Source organism: Chryseobacterium gleum (assembly GCF_900636535.1).
GTDB classification, from domain to species: domain Bacteria; phylum Bacteroidota; class Bacteroidia; order Flavobacteriales; family Weeksellaceae; genus Chryseobacterium; species Chryseobacterium gleum.
The window spans coordinates 2,862,358-2,876,412 of sequence record NZ_LR134289.1; the positions used below are offsets into that span (position 1 = coordinate 2,862,358).

General features: G+C 37.1%; 14 protein-coding genes. 1 reads left to right on the plus strand and 13 read right to left on the minus strand.

The genetic code is table 11. The features are described 5' to 3' along the window. Positions 1 to 43: 43 nt before the first annotated feature. Entirely contained in the window at positions 44 to 472 is a 429-nt protein-coding gene (locus EL165_RS13035) for a winged helix-turn-helix transcriptional regulator (RefSeq protein WP_050791086.1), read from the minus strand. Between the two features lie 82 nt (positions 473 to 554). Here EL165_RS13035 and EL165_RS13040 point away from each other — a divergent pair, with 82 nt between their 5' ends. Then, entirely contained in the window at positions 555 to 1,433 is an 879-nt protein-coding gene (locus EL165_RS13040) for an NAD(P)H-binding protein (protein WP_002976449.1), read from the plus strand. A 93-nt stretch (positions 1,434 to 1,526) separates the two neighbouring features. Here EL165_RS13040 and EL165_RS13045 read toward each other — a convergent pair whose 3' ends face one another. From EL165_RS13045 to EL165_RS13100, 12 genes are all read right to left on the minus strand, one after another. Beyond that, positions 1,527 to 2,810, minus strand: a complete 1,284-nt coding sequence (locus EL165_RS13045; RefSeq protein WP_002976448.1) for an alkaline phosphatase family protein — start codon at positions 2,808 to 2,810, stop codon at positions 1,527 to 1,529. A 106-nt stretch (positions 2,811 to 2,916) separates the two neighbouring features. Then, a complete protein-coding gene (locus EL165_RS13050) occupies positions 2,917 to 3,762 on the minus strand; it encodes a GNAT family N-acetyltransferase (RefSeq protein WP_002976447.1) in 846 nt (281 codons plus the stop codon). Positions 3,763 to 3,939: 177 nt separating this feature from the next. Continuing rightward, positions 3,940 to 4,686, minus strand: a complete 747-nt coding sequence (locus EL165_RS13055) for a DOMON domain-containing protein (RefSeq protein ID WP_002976446.1) — start codon at positions 4,684 to 4,686, stop codon at positions 3,940 to 3,942. A gap of 1 nt (position 4,687) precedes the next feature. Beyond that, positions 4,688 to 5,212 carry an ankyrin repeat domain-containing protein gene (locus EL165_RS13060; protein WP_002976445.1) on the minus strand — a complete coding sequence of 175 codons (525 nt, stop codon included), beginning with the start codon at positions 5,210 to 5,212 and terminating at the stop codon, positions 4,688 to 4,690. Then, the gene (locus EL165_RS13065) at positions 5,209 to 5,754 is read right to left on the minus strand and encodes a YceI family protein (RefSeq protein WP_002976444.1); all 546 of its coding nucleotides are present in this window, start codon (positions 5,752 to 5,754) and stop codon (positions 5,209 to 5,211) included. The genes EL165_RS13060 and EL165_RS13065 overlap by 4 nt, the downstream gene beginning before the upstream one ends. Before the next feature lie 11 nt (positions 5,755 to 5,765). Continuing rightward, positions 5,766 to 6,113 carry a hypothetical protein gene (locus tag EL165_RS13070; RefSeq protein ID WP_041461378.1) on the minus strand — a complete coding sequence of 116 codons (348 nt, stop codon included), beginning with the start codon at positions 6,111 to 6,113 and terminating at the stop codon, positions 5,766 to 5,768. Position 6,114: 1 nt separating this feature from the next. Further along, on the minus strand, positions 6,115 to 6,957 hold the full coding sequence (locus EL165_RS13075; protein ID WP_002976442.1) for a DUF5777 family beta-barrel protein: 843 nt from the start codon (positions 6,955 to 6,957) through the stop codon (positions 6,115 to 6,117). Between the two features lie 125 nt (positions 6,958 to 7,082). Then, positions 7,083 to 7,733 carry a Crp/Fnr family transcriptional regulator gene (locus tag EL165_RS13080; protein ID WP_002976441.1) on the minus strand — a complete coding sequence of 217 codons (651 nt, stop codon included), beginning with the start codon at positions 7,731 to 7,733 and terminating at the stop codon, positions 7,083 to 7,085. 197 nt (positions 7,734 to 7,930) lie between these two features. After that, positions 7,931 to 10,084 (minus strand): TonB-dependent receptor, encoded by a 2,154-nt coding sequence (locus EL165_RS13085; protein ID WP_002976440.1) that lies wholly within the window; start codon positions 10,082 to 10,084, stop codon positions 7,931 to 7,933. A gap of 24 nt (positions 10,085 to 10,108) precedes the next feature. Then, the gene (locus EL165_RS13090; RefSeq protein WP_126358642.1) at positions 10,109 to 10,672 is read right to left on the minus strand and encodes a hypothetical protein; all 564 of its coding nucleotides are present in this window, start codon (positions 10,670 to 10,672) and stop codon (positions 10,109 to 10,111) included. A 15-nt stretch (positions 10,673 to 10,687) separates the two neighbouring features. Further along, complete coding sequence (locus EL165_RS13095; protein ID WP_002976438.1) at positions 10,688 to 11,158, minus strand: hypothetical protein; 471 nt, start codon at positions 11,156 to 11,158, stop codon at positions 10,688 to 10,690. A gap of 3 nt (positions 11,159 to 11,161) precedes the next feature. Beyond that, complete coding sequence (locus EL165_RS13100) at positions 11,162 to 13,996, minus strand: T9SS type A sorting domain-containing protein (RefSeq protein ID WP_002976437.1); 2,835 nt, start codon at positions 13,994 to 13,996, stop codon at positions 11,162 to 11,164. Positions 13,997 to 14,055: the final 59 nt, after the last annotated feature.

Here is a 14,055-nt window from a genome sequence, read left to right on the forward strand (position 1 = left end):
GAATATTAGCAGAAACAGGCGCTTCAGATTGAAGCGCCTGTTTTTATTTTTTCAGATTCCGGCTAAAAGCATTCTGATCCTGATTGGTGATATATCTGTTTCCTTCAGCATATTTGTTATCATTCCTTTCCATATCCTGAAAAGCCCAGGCAGCCATCGCATCAATAACGGGAGCCAGTTCATTACCGGCTTCACTTAATTTATAAGTAACATGTGGAGGAATGACAGGCTTTGCCGTTCTGACAATTAATCCATCTGCTTCAAGCTGCTTCAAGTGTTGAATCAGCATTTTCTCTGTTACGGCAGGAATTGCTTTTTTCAATTCGCTGTATCTCTTTTCTCCTGTGGAAAGATTAAACAGGATAATAGGTTTCCAAAATCCTCCGATTCTTTCCATAACATACATTACCGGACAATCCTGTACTGTCTTTTTATTCTCCTGAATGGTTGAACTCTCTTTGATAGCTGTCATATCTACATACTTTAGGGTAAGTACTTGTATAAAAGTAAGTACAAATATAACTTTGTTCCCAGAAATAAAAAAATATTTACATATGAAAATCGTAATCACAGGATCATTAGGAAATGTAGCTAAACCATTAGCCCAACAATTAATTGCCGAAGGGCATACTGTTACTGTTATAAGCAGCAATGAGGACAGAAAACAGGATATTGAATCTTTGGGAGCAACCCCGGCCATAGGATCTATCACAGATGTTAACTTTTTAACTGAGACATTTGAAGGAGCTGATGCTGTTTTTGTAATGACACCTCCCGCGATCAGTCCGGATAAGATTGTGGAAAACACAACCAATGCAGGAAAAAATTATGCGGAAGCTTTGAAAAAAGCCCATGTAAAAAGAGCAGTAATGTTAAGCAGCGTAGGAGCAGAATCTCCCGTAGAAAATGGCCCTATCGCAGGTCTTCATAATATTGAGAAATTGTATAATGAAGTAGAAAATACCTCTTTTACTTTTTTAAGGGCAGGATATTTTTACAATAATTTTTTCAACGATATTCCATTAATTCAAAATGTAGGAATCATTGGGGCAAATTATCCTGCAAGTGTTGAAATACCCATTGTACATCCCAATGATATTGCCAAAGCAGCTGCTGAAGAACTGGTAAAAGGAGGAAATACCAACAATATCCGTTATATTGTGAGTGATGTAAGAACAGCCTCGGATTTTGCAAAGGTTCTGGGAACTTCAGTTGATAAACCTGAGCTTCCATGGGTAGAATTCTCTGATGAAGAGTCTTTAAACGGAATGCTTCAGGCCGGATTACCCGAAGATATGGCTAAACTGTATGTTGAAATGGGTAGAGGAATCAGAACAGGGGTTGTGCAAAAAGATTTTATTGATCACGGTTCTCCTGTGACAGGAAGTGTTAAATTGGAAGATTTTGCGAAGGAGTTTTCTTCCAGATTTTAATTTCTTTTATCTTGTAACAAGATAAATTAAACGAGTTTCGGCGCACCAAAGGTGCGCCGAAACTCGTTTACTATTATTTTTTAATCCTTAAGATTATTTTTTCTCTTTCAGTGTTTCCTTTAAAACTTTAAGCTTGCCATCGATAGGCTGATCAATTTTCAGTCCTAAAATTTCTGCCACCAAAGGATAGACATTGATATTGGCAAACTCTCCGATAGTCAGGTTATTTTTAAATTCCGGTCCCCATGCAAAGAATGTGGCTTTCATTTCCGGAACAGTTTTAGGATTGTAACCATGTTTTCCAACCGAAGTTTTCTTGCCTTTTTCCAGAAAAATCTTAGGGGCTTTCGGGATCAGTAAAATCTGTCCGATTCTGTTGTATTGATCATCTCTGGCTGCAAAATGCAGATATCTTGGAAGTTTTTTATCAAGATATACTTCGTAATCACCTGTTTTACCGGCTTTCAGTTCTTTATACACCTTTTTTACCTCATCCGGATTTTTAACATAAACTCTTAGCAAAGTCTGAGAATTATAAAAATCGAATCTGTTTTTATCAAAAAGAACAGCCGGAATTTCAAGAGGTGCGCCACCGTCTACTTTGATCATCCCATGATCTGAAACGAAAACAAAATTGACATCTTTTAAGCCAAGGCCGTTTACTTTCTGAACAAGATCGCCAACAGCCTGATCTATCAGATGTACTGCATTTTCAGTTTCTTTAGCATCAGGACCGTAATGATGTCCGCTCCCATCCACTTCAGGAAAATACAATGAAATAAAATGAGGTCTTTTATCTTCCGGTAATTTCAGCCAGTTTACCACCTTTTCAACTTTTTCAGAAGGTGTGAATTTCTCATGATATGGATAATAATAAGTAGGTCTCATTCCTCCTGCATCACTGGCAGATCCTACCCACATTAAAGAGGCTGATACCATTCCCTGTTTTTCGGCAAGTCCCCAAAGCGGAGTTCCTCCATACCAGCTTCCGTCTTCAGCATTTTTTTTGTTACTCATCGCATATCCTTCTTTTCTCTTGTAATCGTAGAAAAAATTATCGATCAGACCATGATGAGATGGATAAAGTCCTGTAATTAAGCTCCAGTGGTTGGGAAATGTAATGCTTGGATAGCTTGGAATCATTGCTTCAGCCTTTACACCGCTATTGGCAAGCTTCAAAAGGTTTTCTGCATTGTACTTCCGGGCATAGTCATAACGGAACCCGTCAGTAGATATCATAATCACATAAGGCTTTGACTGTGCTTCGGTACTGTTTTGTCTTCCTGGGATGACAACCTGGGCTGTATCAATATTTACCTGCTGTGCAAATGCCGTAAAAGAGATCAGCAAGAGTAAAAAATGGATTCCTCGCTTCATTGTTTTAAATTTTCCGCAAAGTTACATTCTATACTTCTGCCTGGAAAGTTTAAAAGATTAAAAGTATATTAAAACGGTTATTTTTTTGAATCAAAATTAAAGATCACTAAATCGTTCTTTTCATTTCAAACTGTGAAAGCCAGTTGTTAAGTCCTAATTTTTCACTAAGGAATTTGCTGGTACTTTCCGAGGAATCATCCACATTATTTAAGGCTATGGTTTGTCCGCCATTTTTTTCTCTGATGGCATTAAAAAGCTTTGTGCCAATTCCACGGTTTCTGTAATTTTTATCTACTGCAAACTGGTATATTTTTTTAGCTGCCGCCCCATAAACAATATATCCAACGAGCTGATCTCCATCATAAGCTCCCAAGGTAATATAGCTTTCCGGCATCGGGTCCAGCACGAAAACAGATCCCTGCCATGAAGGCTCGATGTCCCAGAAAGAGCGTAACAACTCCCATTGAAAGTCTTTCAAATCCTTAATAGAAACCTCAGCATTTTCTTTTGCCTGCTGAATACTTCCATTAAAACAAAGTAATCTTCGCACAACCGAAAAACCCAGGTTTTCATAAGCTCTGATTGCCGGCTGATTTCCTTGAATAACCTCCAGCAATAATGTATTGGCATTTCTTTCTTTTAAAACAGGAATAATAAAATCATACATTTTTCTCACCAATCCCTTACCTCTGCTTTCCGGAATAACTCCCGTTCCGCCATTGTAAATAATCTTTTCACCATTTTCAACTTTTTCAGACTGAAGAATAAAACCAACGAGTTTGCCATCTTCAAATGCCCCTGCAGATAAACTCATATCTAATTTTTCTGCAGCAATTTTTGAAATAAGTACCTCTTTCGTTAAATGAAAAGGAACAACGTAATCTGAAAATGAATAATTGAATACTGATAAAAGCTCATCTGTTGTGATATTGGCTAAGGTTTTAAATTCCATTGTGCGTAAAAGTTATAAAGCTAAAAATTGCCTTTTTGTTAAGAATCCGGATATACACAAATATACGAATTTTAACGCAATCGCCCTGACATCGGGACTTTAAGAAAAAAAATGGTACCCCTGACAGATCAGAGGTACCTTGTTTAAAAAATATTTAGGTGTGTTTTTTCTGAAAAATTATTCTTTAATCAGTTTTTCGTAAGATATGGTTCCATCTTTCAGCAGGATTTCAACATAATAACTTCCTGATTGTAAATCTGCAACACTGATGCTTTCGCCTTCAGGCTTTACTGATTTTACCTTTCTTCCCGTTGCTTCATAGATATCAACAGTCTTGATTTTATCAAAGTTTTTGAAACTTACTGTTGCTTTAGCAGGATTTGGGTAAAGATCTACCTTTTTGTTGTTAGCAGCAATTTCATTGGTCGACAAAGAAGCTGCAGTCATTGTTAATGTTGCATATCCTCTTCCTACATCGTGATATCCTAATGAAGTACCTCCGCTTTTCCGGGAATAGAAGATATTAATAGTTCCTGCGGCATTAGCGATAGCGAAATCCCCTGATCCTCCTGAAAGACTTCTAGTTGCCACTACAGTTCTTGTAGATCCTGAAACAGTGTTGGAAGTTTCAGTCCAGTCCTGAACTGCATCAGCGGTAGGAGTTGTCATTCCGATAAATGTATAATCTCTGTTAGCAGATGAGTTGTAAATAAACCCGTCTGATCCCGGAGCCATTCCCACAGTTCCAAAGCCGATTCCTAACATAGAGTTGCTGTCACCTGTTACTGTAATCGTTGCTCCGGTAGGAGTCGTATCTAATTTCACCGTCATGGAAGTTGCCGGTAAGTTTACCGTTCCTGACGAAAACTGCGCCAATGCAAAATTGGCAAGAAGTACGCTAAGCGCTAGTAGAGTTTTTTTCATATCAATTTTTTAAGAGATTAATTATTTCTTTGTTGTTGGTTTGCAATGCATATTCAAAAGGTGTCATTCCCATTGAATCTTTCTTGGTTTTATCTGCTTTATATTTCAACAGTTGTTCTATCAGCTCTTTATTTCCCGATTTTACAGCCCAGAATAAAGGGGTATATCCGGTAGCGTCTGCAATATTGGGATCTGCTTTTTTCTTAAGCAGATGTTCCACCAGATTTTTATTGTATCTGATGGCAAGTCCGGCCAATGCAGTACCTTCACGACTTTTATAATTGACATCTTTTACATTGTCAATCAGAAAATCTGCAACGCTGACATTTCCCCTGTAACAAGCCAAAATAAGAGGTGAAAATCCGTTCTCGTTGATTTGATTGATCACATCCGGATTTTGTTTCATCAGTTCCTGTACTTCAGCAACGGTTCCGCTTCTGGCAATATCAAAGATTGATTTTGCTTTTTCCTGGGCCGATAGGCATATCCCCAGAAAGAGTCCTAACACTAAGATTATATTTCTCATTGTTTTACCATTACATAGTTGTATTCGATGTTAACATTCTCAGCAACTTTTTTGGTAACCATTTTAGGAATAGTCACTTTATAGTCTGCAGGCTTTGCTATAAAACTGCCCTGCATATAGATCTTCCCGTCCTTTGAGTATAATGTGGCAGCAGAAGCAACAGCTTTGTCTACCCCATGAAAGTTTAAAGTTCCCTGAACGGTATATTTCTGAGGACTAGCTGTAAGCTTTGTCTTATCAAAGTTGACAATTTTTCCTTTGAAAGTTGTTTTCGGATATTTTGCAGATTCTGCATAGCTTTCATTGAAATGCTCTTCCATTAATTTGGTTTTAAAATGAAAGTTTTTAACGGTTGAGACTGATGCCATTTCACCATTATCTGCATTGAGGATCACAATATTATTATCATCCTGGGCAAAAATATCATCAAACAAAGGAACCGAAGCTTCAAAAGTCACTTTCCCTGTTTTAGAACTGTATTTCTGTGCTGAAGCATAACCCGCGGAAAGCAGTAATACGCTTAATAATGCTAATTTTTTCATATCAATTTTTTTTAATTTTCATTGAGTCCGTCAGCTTTCCATTTGATGAAAATATTGATCTGGGCTGCGGATAAAGATCCTCCCTGAGGCATTTTCCCGGGATCTCCGTTTGGCCTTTGGATACGATCCAGAATTCCGTCTATGTTGTTTTTTACCTGATCATAGGTAACCAATGGTTTAAAGCTTCCGGCAGAATGACAGCTGATGCAGTTGTTATCCACTATAGGTTTTACATCTGCTGTATATTTTACAGGTACTGTGATGGGAGTATTATCAGAAATTTCTTCATAAGTTCTGCTGTCACAAGCCGTCAGTATGATTGCTGATGACAATATCAATAAGGATGTTAGCTTTTTCATATTAAAAAACTCTATAAAGATTAAACCCAAAGAAAATATGTCCCTTTCCCCATGCTCCGGTGGCATTGGTAAGATATCCGATATCAGAATTAATCTGGGAGTTTGTAAGTAAAAGCTGGAACACGTGTCCTCCGGTCTCTATGTCTACCCCTAGTGATAATGGGTTTTTATAAAAACTGTGGTCGTCAAAATTCACAAAGTATTCTGCATTCACAGAAACCCTTTTTGAAACTTTATAGCGTCCTCCCAAACCTGCTAAAAACTGGTTTTTGTTTTCAATAGTAGGTTCGTAAAGGTTTTTATGAACAAAAGAAGGGGTAAGCTGTAAGGAAAGTTTATCATTGAATCTTCTTGAAATCAATGCCTGGGTAAGATAGGCAAGTCTGTCACTGAATTTAAGGTGTGGATATGTATCTTTATCCAGTTCAGTATTGGCTGCCATTACATTGTATCCCACGATATCTACCGGGAAATTTTCATTTTGCCTTACCAGCCTGTATTTTACAGCACCTTCAAACGTTTTCATGTTTGTTTCTCTGGACAGGCTTACTGAAACGGCATCTGAAATACCGTAGATCACCCCCAATTTGGTTGAAGCGTGATCCAGACCGAAAAAGTCTTTAAATCCTGCACTTATATCTCCAAATCTATGGGCAACCACAATATACCATTCTTTTTTGGCTGCCAGTTTTGTAGATTGTCCTGTTACAATCTGCAGGGCCTTGAAAGCGGGTTGTGAAGTTTCTGTATTGGTTTTAACCGTGTCAATATCTTTCAGCAGATCTTCCTGTGCAAAGACAAGACCTGATGAAAGTACCGACAAAAATAAGAGAGTTTTTGTCATATACAATTTGAATTAAATTATGATATAACAAACTTATTGAGTTCCCAATTCAAAATCAGGTGATAAAAGTCACCAGTCGAATTGTTTTTATCAATAACAGAAATAAACTTTTCAAACAATTGAAATTAGACTGTCCTAACATTTTCATTTACAGGAACTTTTATTCCTTCTTTAGTCTGAACAATTTCTCCTTCGCTTTCAATTTTTTTCAAAACCCTGCTTACTACTTCTCTGGAAGTTCCCAGACTGCTGGCAATTTCACGGTGAGTAATCTTAATCGGGTTGTTTCCGGTGGACAAAATCTGCTGTTTGATATGATTCAGCACTCTCTTATCCAACTTGTGAAAAACTGCATCATTCACCATATTCATCACCTCGGAAAACCGGCGATCATATTCATGGTAAAACAGTTTGTTGATCTCCGGAAATCTGATCAGCCATTCATGCATTACAGAAACAGGGATGAGAATCGCTCTGGAATCTTCTTCGGCAATCGCATATACTCTACTGATATAATCCGTCAGAATAGATGAAAAGGTCATGAGACAACTATCTTTCGGTTTAATATAATAGTAGATGAGCTCTCTTCCATCATTAAGAGTAAAAACTTTGATGGAACCCTTTATTAAAAAAGGAACAAACTTATTTTTCTGCCCCTCCCTTATGATTTCAGTTTTTGCCTTTATATCAGTAACAACAGCATGCTTTTCGAGCTCTGATAAAAAATCAGCACCAAGAAAGCCAAATTTACTTACAACAAAAGAATTATCAATCATAACTTATATTTTCTACATTTTCATAAACAAAGATATAAAAATGATATATCGTTATTATATATTTTTAAGTTATTAAATAAAATTAACAATTAATAAAATTTAGTTTTATTTTTTCTTATTTAAGGGTATAAAAATACCCTGACAAAACCAGGGTATTTTATCATCAAAATCAACTTGATAGAGTAAAGTTTTTGAATTTAGAATCTGTATTTTACATTGAATCCATAAAAGAAATAAGCTTTTCCGGGTCCGGGATTAAGATCTGTAGGAACTGTATAATTGCTTCCCTTATCTGAATCATTGATATTACTCCCCAAGAATAAAAAGGTATAGTTAATCTGGTTCGTAAGATTATTGCCCATCACATACAGGTCCAGATCCAGTTTATTGAATGACTTTTTAAATCCTAATTTTGAATTAAGTAACCCAAAACCTTTTACCAGATTCTCATTGTTAAAATCAGAATAAACATTTCCCAGATAGTTATAGGTATTCACAAGATAAAATCCCGGCTTGGTAAAAATATCTAATCCTACAGCATATTTATTTCTTGGAACACCCACCACAGATTTGTGATCATAAGGTTTTTCTATTCCTCCGACTATGGTTGTAAAATCTTTATACTTTGCGTCATAATAAGAAAGATTTACAAAGGGAACAATTCTCTCAATAAATGAGTTCTCTGTTCTGTACTGATATCCTACGCTGAACTCAAGTCCTGTATTTTTCTGACTTCCGGTATTTGTCCAATAGGTTTGTCCCGGAATCTTACTATTAGGAATTGTGAGCTGTGTAAGCTTGTCGGAATAGTCTATTCTGAATGCTGAAATACGGTAATCTAATTTTGTATTGAGTAAAAGCCCATGTACACTGAAATCCAGCATTTTTGCACGCTCAGGTTTCAGATCATCATTTACCGTGTTGGTAGCTGTTATAAACGAAGAAGCTGCCGTAGGAGAATTATATCCTTCACTATAGCTTAGATTAAAGATCTGATGTTTCCATTCTTTCTGTAATGCAAAGTGAGGCGTATAGGCCATGTCATATTTCTTGTTGAACGACTGGTCCTTACGGCCTGCAACCAACCCTGGCAAAGCAAAAAGGTCTTTCCTGTCATAGTTGGTTCTGTTACCGCTTATTCCTGCCAATAATGTAAGTCCCCAGGGCTTATACGTAAGATAATCGATCAAAAAATAGGTAGATTGATTATTATTATACTTAAAATAAGAAGCTCCGGACATTCCTGTGGTCAGTAATGGTTGTGATGGATTATTCCCATCGAAGCGATAGCTGGAAGTTGTAGAAACAGAATTCTGTATCTCAGCTCCAAAATCCAGTCGGTTTTCAAAGTCTTTAAATTCATTTTTCAGGGTAAAAGTAGAACGTAACCCTACATTCGGGGAACTTGTAACTCCATATGCTCCTGCTGAAACACTTTCTGTATTTCCGTTATAATAAAATAAAGTGGTATAATTTCTAAGGTTTGAAGTAAGACTTACGGAATTACTCAATCCTACTCTTGTGGATTTTATTTTTGTGCCGGCATTTTTGCTGATATAAGCGGCATTTCCATTATCAATCCCTGCATAATAATCAGCATATGAAATCTGTCCTGAAGTATGTTCATAGGAATAAGCCTGACTTGCAAAGAAGCTTAACTGATCTTTTTTGCTCAATTTGACCGTACCATTGACATTGAAAAAGTTTTTCAAACCTCCCCCGTTGGGTCTGTATCCATCTGTTTCAAGATGTCCGTATGCAGCACTTACTGAATAATTATCATCAGCAACATTCAGCTGTGTTCTTGACTGAAAGGTTTTGAAAGCACCAAACATTGCATTTTCTGAAACTGATACTCCTTTTGTAAAATCCGGACGTGTATAGAAGCGTACAGCTCCACCTACACCTCCTCCATACATGGTTGCGGCCGGACCTTTGATCACTTCAACATTGGTTACGTAAGCAAAGTCCACATCGTCCAAAACAGTGATTCCTTCGGCATTTGTTAAGGGCATATTATTCCAGTAGGCTTTTACTCCCCAGTTATTAAATTTCTGATCATTCCCATATCCTCTCAGGACGAGCCTCTGCCCTCCGAAATTCGTTCGTTTATCTACCTGAAGTCCTGGCATTGTGGATAAAGTCTGGTCAATTGCTGCGGGATTATTTCGGTTAAGATCTTCTTCAGACAGGGTTTCTACAGATTGAGCATGTCTTTTGAATTCTGCGCGTTCCTGCTTAATTTTTTTTCTTCCAAGGATATTGACCTCATCAATTGATCCTTCCTGTGTTTGCTGAGCATGTGCAATAGTACAGCCTAACAAAGCTGCTATGCCTATATATTTTTTCATTATTTAAATTTATTACCATTAATATCATATTTGATTGTAGCAGCAATGAATTTCCGGAGGGGGAAAAATAATGGATAAATAATGAGTATTTTCCTGTTGATTATAATGTTTGGAAATGGTTTTTAAGAAATGATCTGAAAAAAAACAAAATTCCTTTTTTTCAAAAACGGCAAAAAAGCCCGGTGTCTTAAGGATGCTTTTATTGTTACCGGGAAGGTTAATCTGCAGCTTTAAGCATGTTTTTTTAAAAGCAATTTTTTTGGAAAAGTCTAATAAAGAATTGATGATAATATCTTTTTTATCAATATAACAGAAAAAATATTTTTTCCCATTCACTTTACTGATCCGGATAATATCATAAGAAAATCCATGAAGTGTAAATTCTTTTTCTTCTTTCCATTCTGCTTCAGTAAGATCTTTTTCGGTAAAACAGATGGTTTCGGATTTCCTGAAATTATTCTTTGCAATACTGTATTGTGTCTTTTCATACAGTTCTCTTTTAACATGAGAAACTACAGAATACATCACATTGCTGAATAATATGATTACCGGAAAACAGAGAAAAATAAAAAGTAATTTTTTATTCAAAGATTGAAATTAATTTTAAGGTGCAGGCTCTTCAGATGTTTCTATGGATATAAATCTTTCAAAATTTATTTTATGCAATACCTGTGAACCTTTTACAGTATACTCTATCCAATTGTCTTTTGGATTTAATTTTTGCGGAACAGAATTTTCTACAGGTGATCCAACCGGCATCTGATCAGCAGCCTTTATATCTTCATCATTTTTGTAGGGAAGATTTCCGATTACTGTTATTATACTGCCCGCATTATTCTGTACAAACGGAATGGTATTTCCTTCCGCTCTAAAAGTTTTTACAGTGATGACACTGTTATTTTTCTTCTTCATTTTAACAGTATATACCGCTCCTCTTACGCCAGCTCTTCCTCCTATCCATTCTTTTTTTTCAGCGGAAATCACGGATACTGTTTTATCCTGAGACAAAGAGGATACCGGCATCCCGCAGGAAGCCAGCATCCAAAATAATATTATATACAATTGATTATTCATTTTCTAATCATCATCACCGCCTGTGCGTCCTAATACCAGGAAGTTACCGCTATATACGATTTCACCTTTAGACTCGGCTTTTAAAATATAATTTCCAGGTACAAGTTTTTGTCCGAACTCTTCATCAGACTTCACATTTTTCTTACTGTAAACTAATCTTCCCGAGCCATCCACGATGCTTATATCCACACTGCTGTATTTAGCGGTATTAAATCTCAAATGGGAAATTCCTTTTGAAGGATTCGGATATATAATGGTCATGTCTTTCTTAGATTTGGTCTCAGCTGTTGACAAAGCAGGTACTGTATTTTGGGTTGTCCATGCTCCTCTGCCATAGGTAGAAACCAAAACTGTTTTGGTAACAGGTCTGTAATCTAAGTTGGTAATTCTTACATTTCCTATATTTCCTGTCACTGAAGCCCATTCCGGAGTTGTTGCCAGGAAATTAGTTGTTCCCCAAACTCCCATTTCAGTTCCTACCAGCACTTCATTCGGATTGTCGGGGTTTCTGAGTACGGTTCTTACCGGCATGTCAGGAAGGTTTCCTTCCTTGTTCTGCCAGGTTGTTCCTCCATCTGTAGAATAGAAAACACTGGTAAGGTTATAATTGGAAAAAGTTACAATAATCTCATTTTCGTTGGCGCCAAATTCTATATCAGAAACAGTTCCTGTTACCGGTGAGGTTAACAAAGTTGCAGCATATGCTGTGGTATTGGCATTTGTTACTTTAAAAATTCTTCCCAGATTGGTTCCTACAAAAAGTGTTGTGGAAGCAGTTGTATACGGAGATACTTTCATCCATGAAATCTGCTCGTTTGATTGTGCAGTTCCCACTGTAACCACATTATTGGTAAAAGATGTTGCTGTTGCAGAAAGTCCGCTTGTTCTGAAAAGTGTCAGTCCGGAACGGTAAGAATAGAAAACATCATTGGTTCTGTCTAAAGCAATTTCATTGACAAAGTGCCCCATGTTTCTGTTAGCACTGGTAGAAATAAGATAGTATGAGTTGTTAGTCAATAAATAGTGGCTATTGTAAACATAACTTGCGATTTCATAATTATCCTGATCGTCATACTCGGTATACATTCCGTCACCTCCTGTAGCAGATTGAGAGGTAAGGAAATTATTTGCCTGTGGTACTCCATACAGCCACCATGAGCCATTATCCTGTGCTCCAGCCAATAATTCTTCGTCAGCAGGTGTTTTCGTTGGGTTCAGCATGGCAGAGTAAAACTGAGTGACATTATATCTGGTATTTCTGGAGGCAAACCCACCTACAACGCCGATATTAGCTTTATTGGCAGCATAATAGATTCCTCCGTCATTTCCAAACATCATTTGCCCTGTTCCATAATTATTATAAGGATTGAAGACAATTTCGTGCTGATCAGCATGCACCTGTGAAACCTGTAAAGCGGCCATATTATTGTTATTGGACCACTTGGAGATCTGCGTCCAGCTTGTTCCTCCATTCGTAGATTTATACAAATCGATACCCCCAATATAAAGTGTATTATCATCCAAAGGATCTGCCGCAATGATCAGGTCATAGAAAGACTGTCCTCTTGTGAAGTCATTAGCAGGAATACTGGTATCAGTAGCAGTAGGCAATGCTAAAACCGGTGCAGCATCATTAGTTGCCAACCATGTTGTTCCTCCATCTGTAGATTTTGCAATTCTGATAGGCTCTGAAGAAGATGCTCCCTGCATAAATGCATATATTTTATTGGCATCTGTTCTGGAAAGTGTAAAATTAACTCTCGAGCCACTGTTCCCTACATTATATACCTGATTAAATGTATTCCCGTCAGCGGATTTAAAAATTCGCCCTCCGGAATCTATATTTGAAAATCTGGAAGATCTGGTAGAAACCCATACTGAGTTATCTGCTCCGATTTCTATCTGCTGAATAGAATATCCTGTTGTGCTGGTTACACCAGTAGTTGTGTTAAGAGCCAATAAACTGCTGTTTTTTGTAAATGTTGCTCCTCCATCTGTAGATTTGTACAATCCGGCCTGGCTTAATCCCTGCCATCCGTCATTAAACGAAATTCCTACATAAGAGCCACTTACTCCTGCATATACTTCAGAAACTCCATTATTATTTCTTACTTTAATATCATTAATATAAAAGTTACCGTTTCTTACTCCGGATGAAGAATAAGTAACCGGAATGGTGAAAATCTGGGTCCATGTTACACCAGCATCCGTTGATTTCCATATTCCTGATCCTACTGCATCAGCAGTTGGAGCTTCTCCTGTTCCTACATAGAAAACTTGTGGGTTGTTTGGATCGTAAGTAATACTTGAAACGGAAGTATTTGCCCAGAATGTACTTAATGGCTGCCATTCATTAGTAGCTACAGAAGGATCCTGATTTACCCAAAGTCCTCCTGAAACACTTCCTGCAAAAACCCGTTTACCTGTAGGATCATTTGGATCGTACATGATTGCCCTTGTTCTTCCTCCTACACTATACGGACCTCTTTCAATCCAGGGTTCATTTACTATTTTACCTGTAGCAGAGGTATTGTTAGAAATAAAAGACATAGGCTGTGAAGGCTGATACTTACCTGTTAAGATATCTTCGTTTATCTTTGCCAGTCCTTCAAAGTTTGTTCTCCCTGTTACAGGATCCATTGTTCTTTTATAGTCTTCCTCATTGTATGAATTAGGAGGTATTCCTGCCGCTTTTGCAATTTTATGAGCCTTTTTAAGGTCTTTGTCATATTTAGCATACAGCTTCTGCAAGTGTTTTTGATTGTCTTTAAGTGTATTTTGCTTTTGTGCGCATACATTGACGCAGAGTAAAGCTACTGCAATAGGGTAGATTTTCATTCCATTCAATTTTTTACAAATTTAATCAAGAAAAACGAATTTATTAACTAATTTAAATT

Bases quoted from the DNA above. Each gene is read 5' to 3' on its own strand.
- EL165_RS13035 (WP_050791086.1), bottom strand. From the start codon at position 472: ATGACAGCTATCAAAGAGAGTTCAACCATTCAGGAGAATAAAAAGACA.
- EL165_RS13040 (WP_002976449.1), top strand. From the start codon at position 555: ATGAAAATCGTAATCACAGGATCATTAGGAAATGTAGCTAAACCATTA.
- EL165_RS13045 (WP_002976448.1), bottom strand. From the start codon at position 2,810: ATGAAGCGAGGAATCCATTTTTTACTCTTGCTGATCTCTTTTACGGCA.
- EL165_RS13050 (WP_002976447.1), bottom strand. From the start codon at position 3,762: ATGGAATTTAAAACCTTAGCCAATATCACAACAGATGAGCTTTTATCA.
- EL165_RS13055 (WP_002976446.1), bottom strand. From the start codon at position 4,686: ATGAAAAAAACTCTACTAGCGCTTAGCGTACTTCTTGCCAATTTTGCA.
- EL165_RS13060 (WP_002976445.1), bottom strand. From the start codon at position 5,212: ATGAGAAATATAATCTTAGTGTTAGGACTCTTTCTGGGGATATGCCTA.
- EL165_RS13065 (WP_002976444.1), bottom strand. From the start codon at position 5,754: ATGAAAAAATTAGCATTATTAAGCGTATTACTGCTTTCCGCGGGTTAT.
- EL165_RS13070 (WP_041461378.1), bottom strand. From the start codon at position 6,113: ATGAAAAAGCTAACATCCTTATTGATATTGTCATCAGCAATCATACTG.
- EL165_RS13075 (WP_002976442.1), bottom strand. From the start codon at position 6,957: ATGACAAAAACTCTCTTATTTTTGTCGGTACTTTCATCAGGTCTTGTC.
- EL165_RS13080 (WP_002976441.1), bottom strand. From the start codon at position 7,733: ATGATTGATAATTCTTTTGTTGTAAGTAAATTTGGCTTTCTTGGTGCT.
- EL165_RS13085 (WP_002976440.1), bottom strand. From the start codon at position 10,084: ATGAAAAAATATATAGGCATAGCAGCTTTGTTAGGCTGTACTATTGCA.
- EL165_RS13095 (WP_002976438.1), bottom strand. From the start codon at position 11,158: ATGAATAATCAATTGTATATAATATTATTTTGGATGCTGGCTTCCTGC.
- EL165_RS13100 (WP_002976437.1), bottom strand. From the start codon at position 13,996: ATGAAAATCTACCCTATTGCAGTAGCTTTACTCTGCGTCAATGTATGC.